Origin of the sequence: Anatilimnocola aggregata, assembly GCF_007747655.1 — a bacterium.
In the GTDB taxonomy this organism is placed as follows: domain Bacteria; phylum Planctomycetota; class Planctomycetia; order Pirellulales; family Pirellulaceae; genus Anatilimnocola; species Anatilimnocola aggregata.
In genome coordinates, this window is record NZ_CP036274.1 from 2508538 (window position 1) to 2528020 (window position 19483).

A 19483-nucleotide genomic window follows, 5' to 3' on the forward strand; every position below is an offset into this window, starting at 1 on the left:
ATGTCCACCGATCAACCTCTCCGCGGCAAACGAATTCTTACCTTTGTCGGCGATATCTATGAAGATCTCGAACTCTGGTACCCCAAGTTGCGGCTGATCGAAGCGGGGGCAGAAGTTGTCGTGGCTGGCGAAAAAGCCGGCGTAAAGTACGCGGGCAAGCACAGCTATCCGTGTACCTCCGACGTGGCATATGCGGGCTTGAAGGCTGCGGATTTTGCGGGCCTCGTCGTCCCTGGTGGGTTCATGCCTGATAAGCTGCGGCGCGATCCGGCGCTGCTCGAGATCGTGCGCGATTTTCACAAGCAGCAAAAACTGATTGCTGCCATTTGCCACGGCGGTTGGATTCCAATCTCGGCCGGCGTTTACAAAGGTGTGCGCGTCACCGGTTCACCGGGGATTAAGGACGATCTCACCAATGCCGGTGCCCTGTGGGAAGATGCCGCCGTGGTAATCGATCGTCATTTCGTCAGCAGTCGCAAGCCCGACGATCTTCCCGACTTTTGCCGTGGTTGCTTACAGGTGCTAACGGCATAGTTCTGGCTTGGCCTGACGCGTCGTTGGTATTTGCCAAAGAGACGAGTTCTGTCCCATGACTGGATTCTTGCGTCGGGCTACCGGAGAGCGACGACTACTCTTCCCGCAACTTGACCCACACCCAGCCATCGCGGACTTCGGTTTGATGGGCAGCGGTATCTTCTGTCGCGGGCATGGTAAGCGCCTTGCCGTTGCAGATATCGAACTTGGCCCCGTGCCGCGGGCAGGCGATGGTGTGATCGTCGAGTTCGCCGTCGCTGAGCGGGCCGCCGTCGTGCGTGCAGACGTCGTCGATGCAGAAAAACTTACCGCCAATGTGAATTAGCACCACCACGCGGTCGCCCACTTCGAGCAGCGTGCGGCCCGGGTCGGCGATCTCGGCGACGGGAACTGTCTTCACAAATTCAGGCATGAGGCGTTTCTAGGTAGAGTGGGCTTTAGCCCACGTAGGTAGCGATCACAGAGACAACGGCACGAACGTGTGCTAACAGCCCACGCGACGGTAGACCTTAGCTGTACTCGCGCACGCGGCGGAGAATCGCATGCCCCAGCGCGTTGCGAACGCTTTCGATCGTGATGCGGTCGAAGATCTGCTGAAAGAAACCACTCACGATGATGCGAGTCGCTTCTTGCCGGGTTAGCCCGCGGGCTTGGGCGTAGAAGATGAGTTCTTCATCGACCTTGCCGGTGGTGCTGCCATGCGTGCAGCGGACGTCGTCGGCTTCGATTTCGAGGCCGGGAATCGAGTCGGCACGGGCTTCAGTGCTGAGCATCAAATTGTCATTGCGCTGATAGCCGTCTGTCTTTTGGGCCAGCGGATCGACCTTAATCATGCCGCGCCACACCGTGCGCGACTTGTCTTGCAGAGCCGCCTTATACAAAAAGTCGCTGCGGCAACCAGGAGCTGCGTGATGTTGCAGCGTGTGATACGAAATGTGCTGCTTGCCTTCGGTGAAGAGCACGCCGTTCACTTGGCATTCTGCACCCTTGCCGCAGAGTTCGACGTGTTGATTCACCTTGCTCAGTCGGCTCCCCATCGCGGCAATCGTCCATTGCAGGGTGGAGTCGTGGCCCACGAGCGCCTTTTGATGAGCAAAGTTCCAAACCTGGTCGGACCAGTTCTGCAAACTGACCAGCCGCAGCATGGCTCGCGGCGCGAGAATCACTTCGGTCGCACCGTTATGAAACCCAGCGCCCGTGGCTCCACCGGCAACTGGCAAGCTGGCCGTCTCGCACATGACGGTCGCTTCAGCCCCTTCTTCGAGCACGATAAGCGTATGACTGAGATCAGCTCCGCCACCACTCAAGGCCGAAATGAAATGGAAGGGATCGCCAATGCTCACGTTGCGCGGCACATACAGAAAATGACCGCCCGACCAGCAAGCGCCATGTAGCGCTGCAAAGCGATCGTATTCCGGGTTCACTGCTCGCGTGAGGAGATATTTTTGGACGAGGTCGCTGTGTGTCTTGGCCACTTCATCGAGGCTGCCGAAGATCACTCCCTTGTCTTGCCACTTCTTATCGACCGTCGCCGATTGTGGCCGACCATCGACCGAGCTGACTTGCCCAGCGAGTTGCACACCTTCGGAAAGAAGCGACGGAACCGCCGCTTCGGCTTTCGTTCCATCGAGTGGCAAACCAAATTGGCTCAGCTTGAGCAAGCGAATGTCCGTGCGAATCCATTCCTCGTCATTGCGCGCAGGCCAATCCATTCGCTGAAAAGCTTCCCAGCAATGCTTGCGCAGGTTAACGAGCCATTCGGGCTCGTTGCGCGAACGAAGGAAAGCGTCGAAGGTTTCGGGAGTAAAGCCCGTGGATACGGTGGCACTAGACATCGGACGTTGCCTGAACTTTTACAGATTGCTGAACGCTTTGTGGCTCTTGCGGATGGGAAACAACCAAAACTGCCCGAGGGCGGAGTTGATCCACACCCGAGCCTTCGACATCGACGGTCGCGGTCATACCCCAACCGATCTCATCGATCGACCGCTGATACGCCGTGATCCTGGTAACTCGCAACTGAACTGATTGAGCTTCTTCTCCCGGGAAGGCAAGTTGATCGAAAACATCACCGACGCGAAAGGAGGAGTCACCACAGCGGCCAATCACATGAAACATTTGGGAGGCACCGGTCACCACGCCGTTCACGATAAATTCGCATGGATTCGTCATGACTCAATCTCCCCAAATACCCTGCGATGAAACTCGACGACGAAGTCTTCTTCGAAGCGACGGGCATCATTCAGCCAATTGTTAAGGGTAATCTTATCTCCAATATACTCCGGGACTTCACAGCCCATTTCAAGCAAAGTGGCTCGAGCCTTCGCTACTTCGCATTTCCACCGAACAAATCGCCGCACAAACTCAGCGGGTGCGACGTCCACCACCACCTCTTGCTCAACTTCGCTCAGCACGTTGGACGCACCGATCAAATACTCGACATCCGACTTTAAGCAGGCCAGCAAAACACCGCAACTCAATCGCTGGCACTCGATCGCGAATAAAGTGGCGACCAAGGGGCTCGTGGTGGTGGGAGTTACCTGGAATCGTTGGGTGGCAGGATTGCCCGGCCAACCTTCCGATGTACCTCGGTATAAAAACACTCACACCCCCGCATGATCGCTAACCCACCGAGCCTTCCATTTGCATCTGAATCAGCCGGTTCATTTCGACGGCGTATTCCATGGGAAGTTCTTTCACCAGCGGCTCGATAAAGCCGTTGACGATCATTGCGCTGGCTTCAGCTTCGGTCAGGCCGCGGCTGGTGAGATAGAACAACTGTTCTTCCCCGATGCGCGAGACGCTGGCCTCGTGGCCGATCGATACATCCTGCTCGGCGATTTCGAGATAGGGGTAGGTATCGCTGCGGCTCTTGTCGTCGAGGATGAGCGCGTCGCAAACGACGTTCGTCTTGACGTTGGTAGCGCCCTTTTCGACGCGGACAAGCCCACGATAACTGCTGCGGCCGCCACCCTTCGAGATGCTTTTGCTAATGATCTGACCGGTGGTGTTCGGGGCACAATGCACCAGCTTGGCACCGGCATCTTGATGTTGACCGGGACCAGCAAACGCGATCGATAGAATTTCGCCGCGGGCACCCGGTTCCATCATGTACACGGCCGGATACTTCATCGTTAGCTTGCTGCCGAGGTTGCCGTCGATCCATTCCATCGTGGCATCGGCATAAGCCATAGCCCGCTTGGTGACCAGGTTGTAAATATTGTTGGCCCAGTTTTGAATCGTCGTATAGCGGCAACGAGCGCCGCGCTGCACCGAAATTTCGACCACGGCCGAGTGCAAGCTTTCGCTGCTGTACATTGGCGCGGTGCAGCCTTCGACGTAGTGAATGCTCGCCCCTTCGTCGACGATGATCAGCGTCCGTTCGAACTGACCCATGTTCTCGGCATTGATGCGGAAGTAGGCCTGCAATGGGAAGTCGATCTTTACGCCCGGCGGGATATAGATGAACGAACCACCCGACCAGACGGCCGAATTGAGCGCGGCGAACTTGTTGTCCGAGGGCGGAATGATTTTAGCGAAGTACTTGCGCACCAGTTCGGGATGTTCGCGCACCGCGGTATCGGTGTCGGTGAAGATCACTCCCTTGTCGGCCAGGTCTTGCTTGAGCGAGCCGTAGATCACTTCGCTTTCGAACTGAGCCTTCACGCCAGAGAGGAACTTGCGCTCTGCTTCGGGAATGCCCAGCCGTTCGAACGTGTCTTTGATTTCCTTGGGGACTTCATCCCAAGTACGGCCCTGGCTGTTGGTCGGTTTCAGGTAGTAATAGATGTCTTGAAAGTCGAGAGCGATATCGCCGCCCCACTTCGGCATCGGCTTGCTGAAGAAGATTTCGAGCGATTGCTGGCGAAATTCGCGCATCCAATCGGGTTCGTTCTTCATGTCCGAAATCTGGTGAACGATTTCGGCATCGATACCTTTGCGAGCCTTGAAGATCGGCTTGCTTACAGTCTGAAAGTCGTACTTGTTGATGTCCCCTACTGGGTCGGCATCAAGGGTCGGTGTCGTGATTTCGGTGGTCATGGCTATTTCTTATCTAAGCGATTCGAGGTTGATCGCCGTCGCTTGTAAAGATTTTTTGCTCTCTTGGCGGAATTGCGAGGAACGCGGGGCAACCTGGCGGGCCTTAGTGGGCACCACTGGCTGCGAGTTCTTCTTTGGCTGCCATTAGGCGGTTCTCTTCCGCGGCATCGGGATAGGTGCGCCGGATGCGGTCGTAACCTTGGCCGTGCAGTTCGGCCGCCAATTCGATGCCACCGGTTTCAACAATTCGTCCACCCAACATCACGTGCGTGAATTCGGGCGGATTGTGTTCGAGTAGTTTGTCGTGATGCGTGATGATGAGCAGGCCCATCTTCTCGCGGCCGATCTCGGCAATGCTCTGACTGGCGAGGCGAACCGCGTCGGCATCGAGGCCCGAGTCGGTTTCGTCGAGCACAGCAATCTTGGGTTGCAACATGGCCATCTGCAGAATTTCGGCCCGCTTCATTTCACCGCCGGAGAAGCCGTCGTTGACATAGCGGCGAGCGAAATCGGGATTCATCCGCAGCTGTTCCATCTTGGCTTTCAGCTCTTTGCGAAAATCACGCATCGGCATCAGTTCTTCGCCTTCCTTCCGTTCCGGATTGCGAACGTTCGTCGCCGCATGGCGCAAGAAGTCGGCCAGCTTGACGCCGGGAATCGCAACGGGGCGTTGAAAGGCATAGAACAAACCGCGACGAGCACGCTCGTCGGGCGATTTTTCGTGGAGGTCTTCGCCGTTGAGGGTGATCGTCCCTTCGGTCACTACGTACTTGGGATGACCCATAATGACGAGGCCGAGCGTGCTCTTGCCGCTGCCGTTCGGGCCCATGAGCGCGTGGGTTTCACCGCGGCGAACGGTCAGGTTCACGCCACGAAGGATCTGCTTTCCCTCGACCGAGCAATGCAAATTCGTGATGACGAGCGTATCGGACATGTTCTGCTTCAAACCTTTGCTATGGACACTTTTGGCTAACCCGCTCAGGCGGCGATTAGCCGGTAATCTTTTGATGGTCGTATACAGGCTGCTTGTCGACATCGGTCGACACGAAGCCCGAGTGATGCGGAATGGGTAATTCGTCTTCGCTCTTCTGCCCCAGCGTGAGCCAGCCAGCTTCACCGGTCTGCCGTTGCTTGCCGATCTTGTGCCCGCGAATCTTGTCTTGAATCCGCATCAGCCCTTCGAGCAGAGCTTCTGGACGGGGCGGGCAGCCAGGAACGTAGACGTCGACGGGCACGACCAGGTCGACACCCTTCACCACGTGATAGCCCCACTTGAAGTAAGGACCACCACCGACGGTGCAGGCACCCATGGCGATCACGAACTTCGGGTCGGGCATCATGTTGTACAAGCGGCGAACACGGCTGGCCATTTTGTAGGTGACAGTGCCGGCCACGATCATCAAGTCGGCCTGACGGGGCGTGGCGCGGAAGGCACCGGCGCCGAAGCGGTCCATATCGTAACGACTGGCACCCGCGGCCATCATTTCGATCGCACAGCAGGCGAGACCGAACGTCATCGGCCAAATGCTCGACTGGCGAGCCCAATTGATGGCTTGCTCGAGCGTGGTGGTGAAGACACCTTCTTCAATCCGAGCTTCGATCCAAGGTTGAGTCGACATTTTGTTCTTCTTACGCGTGTTGATTTGTTCGTTCTGACCACTACTTCGCCCGGCGAAATTGCCAGCTGTGGCAAGCTCGTCAGGATACCGCAGCTGCTGGCACTTCGACCAGCGGCCCAGGTGAAATGCTCTGCGAAATTGAGGTCGTGGAAATCGCTGCGGAACTGTGTCCGCCAGCGGGTTCAAAAGTACAGCAGTGATCGCCATTCAGCCGGCAACTGGCGAGCTTCACGTTCTCGCCCAGCAACTCGGAAAACATCATTTTTTCCAACGCACAAATACTCTGATCTTGTTCGGCCAGGGCCGGATAGGGACAAGCATGAGCGCTGAGGACCGGTAAACTGCGTTCGTTGTGCGGTTGGACAGCGGCGGAGGGAATGTGCTTGACGTCGAACGGGATTTGCCGGGCCGAAAACAACTCGGCCAGCGACTCCATTCGTTCGCCAATGGAATTCCCCTGAATCTGCTCGGCGTAACTTTCCGCCATTCGCTTACTCAGGCGTTTTAGCAAGCCTCGGCGAATCTCCTGATCCTTGATGTCCCGCACTTCTTGCCACAAGGCAACCGCCAAGTCGGCAAAATTCGCCCCCGCTGAGCGGCGGCCCAAATCGGTAAGCGTGTACTTATGCGATGGACGACCGCGCGAACCAGGATTCGCAGCCCGTTCGATCAACCCTTGCTTGAGCAAACGGGTCAATCGCTGGCGGACGGCGGTAGCCGTAACACCTGTACTTGAAATGAGTTGCGACACGCTCATCGCCGAGTTTTTCCGCAGCAAATCAAGGACTTGCAGATCGGAGGTTTCGGGGGTGGTGGTCATAGGATAACTCAATTCTTGCTGGACCCAAAATGCAGGTCCGGCAAGAAATGGTACCCGACCCAGGATTTTTGGCAAGGTTATATGTCAAAAAGAGCGGGGAGTTTCTTCCGCGCCGGAGTGCGACAGCGGCTATTTGATTGGCGGAGACTTGTCCGGTGGATAAAATTCGGTGCTTAAAGTGCCTTTCACTTGACGATACTTGTTTCAACAACTATCGTGACAAGGGCATTTCGCTCTTTCCATTTTGCAGGAGTCTGGTTCATGGTCAGTAGCGGAACTTCAGAACCAATTTTTACCGATGTCGTCGTCATTGGTGGCGGCCCTGCGGGGGCAACCTGCTCGACCGTTCTGGCTCAGCATGGCCATAAAGTGCAGTTGTTCGAGCGCGAGCGGTTTCCGCGGTTTCACATCGGCGAATCGCTGATTCCAGAAACTTATTGGGTACTCAAGCGACTGAACATGCTCGACAAGATGAAGGGGAGCCACTTCGTCAAAAAGTTCAGCGTGCAGTTTGTTACCGACAAGGGGAAACTGTCTGAACCCTTTTATTTTCATGACAACAAGCCGCACGAATGTTCGCAGACCTGGCAAGTGCTCCGCAGTGAATTTGACCTACTCATGTTGCGCAATGCAGCCGAGCATGGCGTGGAAACGCACGAGGGTGTTCGCGTCCTCGAAGTTCTTTGGGAAGGCTCGCGGGCGGTCGGCGTGAAGGTGGAAGACGAAGCCGGTATTGTGCGCGAAGTGCGCAGCAAAGTTGTCGTCGATGCCAGCGGCCAGAGTTCGATGATTATCAGCCGCTTAGGTTTGCGGAAGTGGGATAACGACCTGAAGAAGGCTGCTCTGTGGACATATTGGGAAAATGCCTACCGCGACGAAGGACGCGACGAAGGTGCGACGCACGTGATGCAGACCGCCGGGAAAAAGGGCTGGTTTTGGTACATCCCGCTGCACAACAACATTGTCAGCATTGGCATTGTCGCCGATTACGAGTACCTGTTCAAAAATCGCGAAGGGATGGATCCGGAAGCCATCTACAACGAGCAAGTCTCTCTTTGCCCAGGGCTGCAACCTCGGCTGACGAATGCGAAACGCGTTGCACCGTTCCGCATTGCCAAGGAATATACCTACCGCTCGACGAAGGTTGCCGGCGATGGCTGGGCACTTGTGGGCGATGCCTTTGGATTCCTCGATCCCCTTTATTCGTCCGGTGTGCTGCTGGCGTTACGTTCGGGTTCGGTCGCTGCCGATGCGATCTCGGAAGGCCTGAAGAATGGCGATACTTCCGAAGCTCAGTTGGGCAAATGGGGGCCGGACTTTATCACGGGCATGGAACGGATGAAGCGGTTGGTCTGCGAGTACTACGACGGCTTCAGCTTTGGCCGATTCGTCAAAAAACACCCGCACCTCAAGGGGCACCTGACCGATCTGCTTATTGGCGATCTGTTCGAAGACAAGGTCGATGACGTGATCGAGCCAATGAACGAGATGCGAGCTGAAAAGGCTGCCATGCTGGCCCAAGCGACCGCAAGCGAGTAGGCATTTGCAACGGCGGTGCAACACTAGCCAGCGAGATGACATTGACTTGGATCGGCCGGCGACCAACAATCGCTGGTAGGTTCACCACGTGAGTCAAGTCATGCGCTCCGCAATTACCCTTATCGCTACAGCTGCCTTCAGCCTGCATCTCATGCTCGGCTGTTGCTGGCACCATGCGCATGGGGCGAACGCCGATGCGGAGCATGTTCACGGACCGCAGGCCTACGATCATTGCCACGATCACGAGAACGGGCTGGCGCATTTTCATGCTCACGACCACGAAAACGCTACTCCCAACTCGGACGAATCGCTCCCCGCTACGCCCGAAGTATGCACCGATCCGCAGTGCAGCTATCTGAATGTGGGCAAATCGCCCCTGCCGCAATGCGACCTGATAGCGCTCCTGCCACCTGTCGTTAGCGAACAACTGGTGACCTCGCGCACGCTGCTGACAGCTCGCGCGATCGATGATTTTGGTAGATACCCGCCGCCGGTGCGCAGACATGCTGCGCTTGAGCATTTCTTGAATTGAGTTTTGGCAACTGCGCGGCCTCTCTGTGCTGCGTTGTTCACTCATTGCCTTGCCGAACAATTGCTCGGCGGCGCACATTTCTTGCTTTCTATTTTGCCAGAACTTTCGGATGCCACCGGCATCCTGCCAGTGCAACTACGCGAGCGGATGTTCATTCGTCCCTCTAAGCGGTTGCGCCAGCCTTGCAGAGGTTACTGCCATGTCGCAGAAAATTCTTCCAGCGAATCATCGCACGGCGGGACGAACCGGGCCGTTGATGATCGTCATCGTTGTGGTCGCTGCTTGTGCAACCGCTGCCGTCTTTCAGCAGTTCTGGCTGCCTCAAGCCAGGCAGCTGTTGAACTCCTCAGAAGCAATTCCTACTGCTGCAGAACCCGGCAAGCAGGCTAACGAAGGGCGGGGCGAGTCGCATGCTCCCCATGAGAGCCCCAATTCAATCCAACTCAGCGCTCAGGCCCGTAAGAACATCGGGCTGACCGATGAGTTCATTCAGCCCATCAAACTCGAGTCGTTTCAAAAAACGATTTCGGTCCCCGGCATGGTGATCGAGCGTCCTGGCCGTTCGGTGGTCGAAGTCACCGCGCCACTAACGGGCGTAATCATGAAGATCTTTCCCATCGAAGGGGAATCGCTCGCCGCCGGGAGCAAGCTGTTCGAGCTACGACTGACACACGAGGAGCTTGTCCAAACTCAGGCCGCGTTGCTCGAGACGGTCGAAGAACTCGAAGTTATCAAGAAGGAAATTGCCCGACTCGAGAAGTTGGCAGCCGACGGAGCAATTCCCGGCAAGCGAATCATCGAACAGAAATACGAACAGCAAAAACGAGAAGCCTCGCTTCGTTCCAAGCGACAAGCCTTGCTGTTGCACGGGCTGACGAACGAACAGGTCAGCACGATCATCGACAAGCGCGAGCTGTTTCGTGATTTAACGGTCACGGTTCCAACGGTGACCGAAGACGGTAGTCGCACGCCCGCAGGAACTATCTTTCAAGTGCAGGGAATCAAGGTTGCGCAAGGACAGCAAGTCGAAGCTGGCACCACGCTCGCCACGCTGGCCGATCATGCGGAGTTGTACATCGAAGGGGAAGCCTTCGAATGCGACGTAGCCGACATCAGTCAGGCAGCAGATCAAAAGGCCGCGGTCACCGCAGTGCTGGAGGCTGACGGCGGCCAGCGCGAAGTGATTGAAGGGTTGCAGGTTCTATACCTGGCAACAAAGATCGAACCCACCAAGCGGACGCTCGACTTTTTTGTCACGCTCCCCAATCGCATGCAGCGTGACTTTCAGGGGGAAGAAGGGCGACGGTTCTATTCCTGGCGATTTCGTCCCGGGCAACGCGTGCAGTTGGAGATCCCGGTCGAAACACTCCCCAATCGCATTGTGCTGCCAATCGAAGCCATTGCTCAGGATGGAACCGAGACTTACGTCTTCAGCCCCAATGGCGATCAATTCGAGCGCCGCAGTGTGCATGTTGAATATCGCGATGCTCGCCGCGCCGTCATCGCCAGCGACGGCTCACTCTTTCCCGGCGACCGAGTCGCACTGCGGGCCGCGCAGCAATTGCAAGTTGCCATCAAGAATAAATCAGGGGGCGCACCTGACCCACATGCGGGCCATAGCCACTAGTTTCTTGCCTTCACTGCGCGTCCCCTCACATTTCCGGCCACTGCTCCATGCTCAACTCCATCATCAAACTGTCGCTGCGATATCGCACCATTACGATCGCGCTCGCGCTGGTGCTGACAGTCTACGGCAGTTACGAACTTTACCATCTTCCCATCGACGTCTTCCCCGATCTCAACCGCCCGCGCGTGACGGTGATGACCGAGTGCCCGGGCCTGGCGCCGGAAGAAGTCGAGACGCTGGTGACGTTTCCCCTCGAATCGTCGCTCAACGGTGCCACCGGTGTGCAGGCTGTACGCAGTTCGTCAGGTGTCGGCCTGTCGGTAATCAACGTGGAGTTTGCCTGGGGCACCGATATCTTCATCGACAGGCAAATCGTCGCCGAGAAGTTGGCGCTCGCAGCCGATCGCATGCCCAAGAACATTACGCCACACTTAGCGCCGATCTCGTCCATCATGGGACAGATCATGCTGATTGGCATTTCGAGTGAAGGCAACAAGACCGATTCCATCGAACTTCGCACACTTAGCGACTGGGTGATTCGCCAGCGTTTGCTCACGATTCCCGGCGTCGCCCAGGTAATCACGATGGGGGGCGGTCGCAAGCAGTACCAGGTGCTCGCCAATCCCGAGGCGATGCTTAAATACGATGTCACGCTCCAGGATATTGAGCACGCGGTTGCCACCAGCAACGCCAACGCAACCGGCGGTTACTTGGAAGATGGTGGGCAGGAACTGCTGATTCGTTCGATGGGGCGCCTGCGCGATGTGCGCGAACTAGATCGGGTCGTCGTAAAGTCTTCGTCGAATCGCTCCATCCTGCTAAATCAAGTCGCGACGATTCGCGAAGCGGCGCAAGTCAAGCGGGGCGAAGCGGCCGTCAATGGTTCGCCCGCAGTGATGATTATCATTTCGAAACAGCCCGGTGCTGATACTCGGGCGGTGACCAGCAGCGTGATCAAAGCGCTCGATGATCTGAAGCCAACGCTCCCCGCCGATGTGCAAATCAATCCCAATGTCTATCAGCAAAAAGAGTTCATCGACCTGAGTATCCGCAACGTCATCGAGGCCTTGCGCGACGGTGGCATATTGGTGGTAATCGTGCTGTTTTTGTTCTTGCTCAACTTTCGCACGACGTTCATCACGCTCACGGCGATTCCACTTTCCATCGTGGTTACCGGGCTGGTATTCAAGTGGGCGGGGATGTCGATTAACACCATGACCCTCGGCGGGCTGGCGGTGGCTATCGGCGAATTGGTCGACGACGCCATTGTCGACGTCGAGAACATTTTTCGCCGCTTGCGCGAGAACAAGCACGCTGCGAAACCCAAATCACCGCTGCGCGTCGTGTATGAGGCGAGCAGTGAAGTCCGCAATTCAATCGTCTTTAGCACCATTCTGGTCGTGCTGGTGTTCATTCCGCTCTTCGCGCTCGGTGGTATGGAAGGACGGCTGTTCACGCCGCTGGGCATTGCCTACATCGTCTCGATCATCGCCTCACTGTTTGTGTCCCTCACGGTCACGCCGGTCCTATCGTATTGGCTGCTGCCGGGGGCAAAGTTCATGGAGCATGAAGAGGACGGCTTTCTCCTCCGTTGGTTGAAATGGATCGCTGGCTTTGCGATTCGCCTGAGCGTGCGCCATCCCTGGCCCATTTTGGCGACAGTGGCGGTCGCCGTCGCCATCAGCCTGATCACGGTCACACAACTCGGCCGCGATTTTCTCCCGCCGTTCAACGAAGGTAGCGTGCAGGTGAATGTCATCCTGCCGCCGGGAACTTCGCTGGCGACATCCGATCGCATCGCACACATGGTCGACGAGCGCATCGCCAAGGTGAAAGGCGTAGTCGCCTTCGGCCGACGCACCGGCCGCGCTGAACTCGATGAGCATGCCGAGGGCGTGAATATGTCGGAAATCATCATCAGCTTCGATCAACATAGCGGGCGAGATCGCGAAGAAGTCCTCGCCGAACTGCGCGAGGAGCTGACGCAGGTTCCCGGTGTGGTGATCGCCGTCGAACAGCCGCTGCAGCATCTCATCTCGCACATGCTTTCGGGCATTAAGGCTCAGGTCGGTATCAAGCTCTATGGCGATGACCTGACAATCCTGCGCCGCGCCGCCAAGGAAATGGAAGCTGCCATGCAGGACGTCCCGGGTGTGAAAGACCTGATGGTTGAACAGCAGGTAGAAATTCCTCAGCTGCAGATTGAGTTGAATCGCGATCAACTGGCCCGTTATGGATTGTCGTCGGACGACGTAAACGCGTTTGTCGAAACCGCTCTGAATGGTCGAACCGTTTCGGAGATCGTGCTGGGCGAACGAAAGTTTGATCTCGTCGTCCGCTTGGATGATGCCTATCGCAGCGACCTCAATCAACTCGAACGCTTGTCGGTGAATCTGCCCGATGGTGGTCGCGTGGCTCTCAGTCAGATTGCCACGATTCGCCGCGAAAGTGGGCCCAATACCATCAATCGCGAGAACGTGCGACGCCGGATCATCATTCAGTGCAACACGGCTGGCCGCGACTTGAATAGCGTGGTGACCGACATTCAAGCCAAGCTGAAGCCGATCGAAGCCAAACTGCCGCTGGGTTACGTTCTCGAATACGGTGGGCAATTCGAAAGTCAGCGGAATGCCACGCGAATGATCGGCCTCCTCAGTCTGATTTCGCTCGCCGCGATGTTCCTGGCACTCTACACCCTCTTCGGCTCCACCAATCTCGCCCTGCAAGTCCTCTCTGCCTTGCCGATGGCTGCCATCGGCGCGGTTGCTGCGCTGGTCATTACTGGCCAGTCGCTCACCGTGGCCAGCATGGTCGGTTTCATCTCCCTCTCTGGCATTGCCTCGCGCAACGGCATTCTCCTCATCGCGCATTACCTGCACCTAGTGAAGCACGAAGGGGAACAATTCATCCCCGAGATGATCGAGCGGGCTGGAAAAGAACGCCTCGCGCCCATGCTGATGACGGCGCTCACGGCGGGCATCGCGCTGGTGCCACTGGTGCTCGCTGCAGGAGAGCCCGGCAAAGAAATTTTATATCCGGTGGCAACCGTCATCCTTGGCGGGCTGATTAGTTCCACGCTGCTCGACTTTTTTGTCCATCCAGCTCTCTTCTGGTGCTTCGGTCGTCGCGCAGCGGAACTGCATCTGCACGACGACGAACAAGCTGACGAATTCGCCGATGAACCAAAATCGCTCATACCGCCGGCAGCTTCAGCTGTAGCCGTGGCGAGCCAACCCTAACCACTTTTGTTTCTTTTTCACTGGGAGAATCTCATGTCACTTCGTAACGCCACTTTCCTCCTCGCTCTCTCGTTCAACTGCGTGCTCGGTTGCGCCAAACCAGCTGCCCCACCGGCTCCTGCCAAAGCCGATACCGGCCACGAGCATGCCGAAGAAGGTCCCCACAAGGGGCATTTGATCGAACTCGGTCAGAAAGGTGAATATCATGCTGAACTGACGCACGACGATGCGTCCAAGACCATTACCATTTATCTGCTTGGCCCTGATGCCAAGACCGCAGTGACCATCGCCGATCCTGAACTCCTGCTCAACCTTGTCGCCGCGGGCGAACCGCAGCAAGCCAAGCTCACTGCTTCACCTCAAGAAGGCGAAACGGGTGGCTCCTCGCGGTTCGTGCTCGTCGACGAGAAAGTCCTCGAATTGCTCGAAGCTCCCAAAACAACCGGCCGCCTGAATGTGACGATCAATGGCACGTCTTACAGCGGCAACCTCGAACATCACGACCACTAGGAATCAGTACGATCTGGCGAATGGGCCTTTAGATGCGCTCTAGCGGAGTTGAGGCAAGTCTTACTAGCGCGGCTCTACCAATTGCCCAGCAGCGCCAAGAAATGACCAGAGGCTGCACCCATTTGATGCAGCCTCTGGCGCGGGAAAGCCTCTGTCCGGTTCCGGCCCGCAAATCGTTAGCGCGTGATCGTGATTGGCGGCAGTTCGGTGGGCGCGTCGGTCACTGTCACCTTCACAGGCGACAGGTCCTTCCGCGAGTACTTCACCGGAATCACGTTCGGTCCGCGACCGCCACCATCGCCATTGGGGCCGGTAACGATCTTGAACCACTCAATCGTGGCGACGTACTCTCCAGGAGGAGCGCCGTCACCGTCGCCATATACGCTGATCTTGAAGGTACCATCGTTCTTGACGGTCGCCGAAGGAGCCACATCGGCGACTTCCAACTTGCCGACCGGATGCAGCACGATGGTGGCACCCGCGGGAACTTCTCCCGCGAACGTAACCTTGCCGGTAACTGGCACCACCTTGATGCGCTTCTCGGTGCGACCGCAGCCGGAAAACATCGGCAGCAGAAACAGCATCACGCCCACGGTAAAGGTCAGGTAGGCCACGATAATATTCAGCGGCGAGTCTTTCTGCGCCGCGAGTTGTCGATTTTTCATAACAGTTCCATCTTTCTCAAACTAAAGTCAGTTTTACGAGGGCTCGTAGCGGCCGTTTAGAAATCGGAGATCGCAGCTTCGCTGGTTCCCGAGTTGCGGGTCACCAAAGCGCCGACTAGACCAATCGGCACACCTTCGTCCACAAACTTCACCGCACCATCGCCCATCAGCACGTTCAAACCCGAGGGGTGAAACGCATAGGGCTGGCTCGATCCTTCGGTGCCGACGCTGGGATAACCCGAGCTGCCGTAGCTTTCGGTACCGACATCGCGGCCGTTCGTGCGGTTGATGAACACGCCTGGCACCGTCGTGCCGGTCGAGTTCGAACCCGCGAACAGAATGTCGCTGGCCGGGCGCACCCAACCGCCGGCATTGAGGTGGGCCTTCGTAATGTCGTTATTGACCAGCGTGCCACGGCGATAGACGTAAGGCCGGCCACCCGATTCCCAAATGGCAATGGTGTTCGATAGCCCGTCGGTGATATCGGCGAAGGTCAGAGCTGCGTTCTTCGGCAGGAAGCCGTTGGTGGTTTGCGAAGCGGTCGAAATGGTCGACGAGCTGCCGACGACCACTTGCGGTGGCGACAGGGCCGAGGCCAGTGCTGGCAACGCCGGATCGACGCCCAGCGAAGCGGCGTAGTCGCCGTTGGCCACAATGCCGGTCCACGGCGAGCCAGCGCTATAGCCGTCTGGGTTATGGTCCAGCAGCCCACCGTGCTTGGGTGACGAAGGGCACTTGAACGACGACAGATCCAAGCTGCTCACCGGCAGGTTGTTCGCATGGCTCCAGGTTACGCTGGTGTCGTATCGGTCCCACAACGTTTTTTGATCGAGGAAAGGGAGCAGGTAGACGAACACACCGCAGCGAATCGTGCTCGAGGTGGGTGGACGACCACCGCTGGGGAGCTTGCGCTTGGTGTCGTGAAAATTGTGAATGGCAATGCCAAGCTGTTTCATGTTGTTCGAGCATTGCGTGCGGCGAGCGGCCTCACGTGCGGCTTGAATGGCAGGTAACAGCAGGGCCACGAGCACGCCGATGATGGCAATCACCACCAGCAACTCGATCAATGTAAAACCTCGGCGCTTCATCAGAAATTCTCCTCAGCACAAAACTCGAATCGTTCGAAATAGGTGAGCAGCCGAAGGCTGACGCCAATCCGGGCGAGCACTTCAGCAGGCGGGTGACACAATCCGTTGCGGCAGTTGCCCAGGTCGGGGCAATGGTGGGGGACGTTGAATGCGGCTAAACGCAACGTCCGTGCCAGATATCACAAAGAGGGCGAGAACGCCGATTTTCCCGGTACTTTCGACGTAGTTTGCCAGACCCGCGGCGTTATCTAGCAAATGATCTGGATAGTGGCCGTGCCCCCTGCTGGCCCCCTTGAAGACTGATGGCACAAATCAGCCAACGCTCATGCCAGCAGTTTTGTGGTAGCTGAATTTTCGCTCATTCAGCCGCTGGTGCTCGCCGCGACCGAGCGTCTGATCTCACTTGCACGAAACGGACGCGCTCACTACTATCCGCCGGCAATTGTTGCCGAAGCAACTTCCCCCTGCGCTGGTGAGATCATGGATCGTCACTAGCACTCAGAGGAACTGGCCCACGTGATTCGTCCCTTCGCATTCCCCTGGCAGATCGCAACGCTCGGCGTCTTGACGCTGGCGACGATCGCCGGCTGCGCCTTGCCGGGATTGGGGCTGCGAAAGCACGACGATCTGCTTAGTTCGCTCACCGCCGATGAGTTCGAAGGGAAGCTGTCGCCACCCCCCGAGTTGATTCAAGAGCCCAGTCCTTATCCCACGGCAGTTAAGCAGAACAATCCTCAAGCCGCACCTGCGAGTCCTGCACCGGGAAATCCTGCGGCAAGCACAGGGCCTGCAATTTCGCTGCCACTCGTGCAGCCGCAGGCTTTGCCTTTGCAACAAACGGGTATCCCGGCCGCGCGTCCGCTCGACCCTCAACAATTGGCCGGCCGCTTGCCGATTCGCACCGAACCGAAACCCCAGCAGCCCACAGCTCCGGCTGCTTCGGCTTCCAATCCGTACGAATCGCGCGAGCACTACTTGCCGGTGACGCCACCCGCGCCAGCTGAAACCGCTGTGCAGACGGCGCTCAGTTCGCAAGAACGGAATTGGCCGGTGACCACGCCCCTCGGCAGTTTGAATTCACTCGTCCCCGCACCGCACGAATACTATGCACCACCCGCGTCCATTGTTCCCACTGCGCGGGCCATCGAACCCGTCGCCGCGCCGACTATCGCACTCGTCTCGCATCAGCCCGAAAATGTGAAAGGCAGTTTGCCGAGCCCCGATCACACGCTCAATGCTTCCGCCTCACCGGCTGACGACCCAGTAGCGGCGAAAGTCGAAGAAGAAGCACTCGATGAGTTGTGCCAGAAACATATCGCTGCGCTCGAACGCGAGATTCGTCAGCGAACCGATCGCAAAGAAGAAGCCGAGTTGCCGGCACTGCGACAGAAGCTCCGCCTGTTGCAGTTGATCGCCGACCGCAACGACGATGCCGTCGACAAGGTCGAACAACTCCCCCCCGCCGAACGCGAAGCGTTCAAGCAAATGATGTTCGCCTTGTCCACCTGGCTCTCGCCCGACGATGCCAAGAGACCCAGCTCGCGCAATGCGAAGATCCTCCGCTCGCTGCAGGAAGTGAATAATTCGCTTTCTGCCGCCAGCAAGCTCGATCTTTCGAACCTGATGTTCTGCGAGAAGGTCGAAAGCTTCGGCTGGTACACCGAATTTTCGCGGGCCGAGTTCACTCCCAAACAGCAGGTGATTCTGTACGTCGAAGTGCAGAACTTCGCCGCCGAAGAGAAGTCGGCCACGTCGTTCGAGACCGAATTGCAGGGCTCGTACCAAATCTACGATGCCGCCGGGAATCTAATCGACGAACGTCAGCTACCACTCGACCGCGAGATCTGCCGCAACTATCGCCGCGACTACTTTCTCGCTTATCGCATCTATCTCCCTGCCGAACTCGCCGCTGGCAAGTATCGGCTGGAATTGACGATTCAAGACTTGAAGGCCAAGCCCGATTTCAAAGGCCGCAAACAGGGCGAAGCCATGATCGAGTTCGCGATCAAGAGCTAAACAGGCGCTATGAATTCGCCCGTCTATCGCCTGCGTGATTACGAACCCGCCGATGCTGCGGCCTTACTCGCCCTCTTTCGCGAGACGATTCGCCGCGTGAATTGCCGCGACTATTGCCCCGCTCAAATCGCGGCGTGGTCTTCTGAAGACCTCACCTTGGAGACCTGGGCCAAGAACTTTGGCGGCAAACGGACCTTTGTGGCCGAAGTCGCTGACAAAGCGCACGGAACTATCGCCGGCTTTGGCGATCTCGAACCCAGCGGCCATCTCGACCGCTTTTTCGTCTCGGCCGATCATCAGGGGCAAGGCGTCGGCCGGTTGATCCTGAGTGCCATCGTCGCCCAAGCCCGCCAGTGGAACTGCGAGCGTATCTTCACCGAGGCCAGCATCACCGCGCGCCCCTTCTTTATGCACTTCGGCTTTCGTGAACTGCGTAACCAGATCGTCTTTTTCCGCGGCGCGGCGTTTCTCAACTACTGCCTCGAACTCCCGATCCCGGCATAACTGGCTGCTCTCGCTGGTTGAATGTTGCCCGCGGAAGAGTTAGCTTGACGAGCGGTTTTGAACATACAACTTCTTCGGAGACGAATAAGATGAAAACGTGGCTGTGCTTAGGATTGGGTTTGGTGTTTGCTTTGTCCGCCGGTCTGCTGAATGCCGCCGAACCACTGAAGGCAGGCGATGCCGCCCCCGATTTTGAACTGAAGGGGAGCGACGGCAAGACTTACAAGCTGTCGGAACTGCAGAAAACGAACAAGGCGATTGTGGTGGCTTGGTTCCCCCGTGCCTTTACCGGCGGGTGCACCAAAGAGTGCAAGTCGATGAAGGAAAACAGCGCCTCGCTGAAGGGACTCGATGCTGCTTACTTCACCGCCAGCACCGATGACGTAGAGAAGAACACGAAGTTCGCCGAGTCGCTGTCGCTCGATTACCCGATTCTCAGCGATCCGGATGGCAAGGTCGCCAAGGCGTACGGCATTCTGAATGCTGCCGGCACCGCGGCTGGCCGCGTGACGTTCTACATCGGTGCAGACGGCAAGTTGCTGCACGTCGACAAGGCTGTAAAGACCGACTCGCATGGCGCCGACATTGCTACCAAGTTGAAGGAACTCGGCGTCGGCGCGAAGAAGTCGTAGTCCGTCAACCGAAGCTATTACTTCTTACTGACCAACTCAAGGGCGATGGCTACGGCCGCCGCCCTTTCTTTTTGATTGGATGGGACGAGCAGAGGAGCTTGGCGGAGGGGCGAAAGT

19 protein-coding genes are annotated in these 19483 nt (G+C 57.4%); 9 read left to right on the forward strand and 10 right to left on the reverse strand.

Annotated elements, in window-relative coordinates; translation table 11 throughout:
• Nucleotides 1–534: a type 1 glutamine amidotransferase domain-containing protein gene (locus ETAA8_RS09575; RefSeq protein WP_145087800.1), complete on the forward strand. Its 534-nt coding sequence runs from the start codon at nt 1–3 to the stop codon at nt 532–534.
• 94 nt (nt 535–628) lie between these two features.
• Here ETAA8_RS09575 and ETAA8_RS09580 read toward each other — a convergent pair whose 3' ends face one another.
• The 8 genes from ETAA8_RS09580 to ETAA8_RS09615 form a co-directional block, all read right to left on the reverse strand.
• A complete protein-coding gene (locus ETAA8_RS09580; RefSeq protein WP_145087801.1) occupies nt 629–946 on the reverse strand; it encodes a Rieske (2Fe-2S) protein in 318 nt (105 codons plus the stop codon).
• A 97-nt stretch (nt 947–1043) separates the two neighbouring features.
• A complete protein-coding gene (gene sufD / locus ETAA8_RS09585) occupies nt 1044–2369 on the reverse strand; it encodes a Fe-S cluster assembly protein SufD (protein ID WP_145087802.1) in 1326 nt (441 codons plus the stop codon).
• A complete protein-coding gene (locus ETAA8_RS09590; RefSeq protein ID WP_145087803.1) occupies nt 2362–2706 on the reverse strand; it encodes a hypothetical protein in 345 nt (114 codons plus the stop codon). The genes sufD and ETAA8_RS09590 overlap by 8 nt, the downstream gene beginning before the upstream one ends.
• Nucleotides 2703–3014, reverse strand: coding sequence for a hypothetical protein (locus tag ETAA8_RS09595; protein ID WP_145087804.1), 312 nt, complete (start codon nt 3012–3014; stop codon nt 2703–2705). Before ETAA8_RS09595 ends, ETAA8_RS09590 begins: the two co-directional genes overlap by 4 nt.
• 142 nt (nt 3015–3156) lie before the next feature.
• The gene (gene sufB / locus ETAA8_RS09600; protein ID WP_145087805.1) at nt 3157–4575 is read right to left on the reverse strand and encodes a Fe-S cluster assembly protein SufB; all 1419 of its coding nucleotides are present in this window, start codon (nt 4573–4575) and stop codon (nt 3157–3159) included.
• A 103-nt stretch (nt 4576–4678) separates the two neighbouring features.
• Complete coding sequence (gene sufC, locus ETAA8_RS09605; RefSeq protein ID WP_145087806.1) at nt 4679–5509, reverse strand: Fe-S cluster assembly ATPase SufC; 831 nt, start codon at nt 5507–5509, stop codon at nt 4679–4681.
• Nucleotides 5510–5564: 55 nt separating this feature from the next.
• Nucleotides 5565–6194 carry an NADH-quinone oxidoreductase subunit B gene (locus ETAA8_RS09610; protein WP_145087807.1) on the reverse strand — a complete coding sequence of 210 codons (630 nt, stop codon included), beginning with the start codon at nt 6192–6194 and terminating at the stop codon, nt 5565–5567.
• A 79-nt stretch (nt 6195–6273) separates the two neighbouring features.
• Complete coding sequence (locus tag ETAA8_RS09615) at nt 6274–7014, reverse strand: helix-turn-helix transcriptional regulator (protein ID WP_145087808.1); 741 nt, start codon at nt 7012–7014, stop codon at nt 6274–6276.
• 261 nt (nt 7015–7275) lie between these two features.
• Between ETAA8_RS09615 and ETAA8_RS09620 the strand changes: the two genes are divergently transcribed.
• The 5 genes from ETAA8_RS09620 to ETAA8_RS09640 all read left to right on the forward strand — a co-directional run bounded on the left by ETAA8_RS09620 (nt 7276) and on the right by ETAA8_RS09640 (nt 14461).
• Nucleotides 7276–8553, forward strand: a complete 1278-nt coding sequence (locus ETAA8_RS09620; protein WP_145087809.1) for an NAD(P)/FAD-dependent oxidoreductase — start codon at nt 7276–7278, stop codon at nt 8551–8553.
• Between the two features lie 100 nt (nt 8554–8653).
• Complete coding sequence (locus tag ETAA8_RS09625; protein WP_145087810.1) at nt 8654–9085, forward strand: hypothetical protein; 432 nt, start codon at nt 8654–8656, stop codon at nt 9083–9085.
• Nucleotides 9086–9284: 199 nt separating this feature from the next.
• Nucleotides 9285–10712: an efflux RND transporter periplasmic adaptor subunit gene (locus tag ETAA8_RS09630; protein ID WP_202921709.1), complete on the forward strand. Its 1428-nt coding sequence runs from the start codon at nt 9285–9287 to the stop codon at nt 10710–10712.
• 47 nt (nt 10713–10759) lie between these two features.
• Nucleotides 10760–13951 carry an efflux RND transporter permease subunit gene (locus ETAA8_RS09635; RefSeq protein ID WP_145087812.1) on the forward strand — a complete coding sequence of 1064 codons (3192 nt, stop codon included), beginning with the start codon at nt 10760–10762 and terminating at the stop codon, nt 13949–13951.
• A gap of 33 nt (nt 13952–13984) precedes the next feature.
• On the forward strand, nt 13985–14461 hold the full coding sequence (locus ETAA8_RS09640; RefSeq protein ID WP_145087813.1) for a hypothetical protein: 477 nt from the start codon (nt 13985–13987) through the stop codon (nt 14459–14461).
• 176 nt (nt 14462–14637) lie between these two features.
• On the opposite strand, the gene ETAA8_RS09645 is transcribed toward ETAA8_RS09640, so the two are convergent.
• Nucleotides 14638–15126, reverse strand: coding sequence for a hypothetical protein (locus ETAA8_RS09645; protein ID WP_145087814.1), 489 nt, complete (start codon nt 15124–15126; stop codon nt 14638–14640).
• A 56-nt stretch (nt 15127–15182) separates the two neighbouring features.
• Nucleotides 15183–16214 carry a DUF1559 domain-containing protein gene (locus ETAA8_RS09650; protein WP_145087815.1) on the reverse strand — a complete coding sequence of 344 codons (1032 nt, stop codon included), beginning with the start codon at nt 16212–16214 and terminating at the stop codon, nt 15183–15185.
• A gap of 516 nt (nt 16215–16730) precedes the next feature.
• Here ETAA8_RS09650 and ETAA8_RS09655 point away from each other — a divergent pair.
• The 3 genes from ETAA8_RS09655 (at nt 16731) to ETAA8_RS09665 (ending at nt 19366) form a co-directional block, all read left to right on the forward strand.
• Nucleotides 16731–18230, forward strand: coding sequence for a hypothetical protein (locus ETAA8_RS09655; RefSeq protein WP_145087816.1), 1500 nt, complete (start codon nt 16731–16733; stop codon nt 18228–18230).
• A gap of 9 nt (nt 18231–18239) precedes the next feature.
• The gene (locus ETAA8_RS09660; protein ID WP_145087817.1) at nt 18240–18734 is read left to right on the forward strand and encodes a GNAT family N-acetyltransferase; all 495 of its coding nucleotides are present in this window, start codon (nt 18240–18242) and stop codon (nt 18732–18734) included.
• 89 nt (nt 18735–18823) lie between these two features.
• Nucleotides 18824–19366: a peroxiredoxin gene (locus ETAA8_RS09665; protein ID WP_145087818.1), complete on the forward strand. Its 543-nt coding sequence runs from the start codon at nt 18824–18826 to the stop codon at nt 19364–19366.
• Nucleotides 19367–19483: the final 117 nt, after the last annotated feature.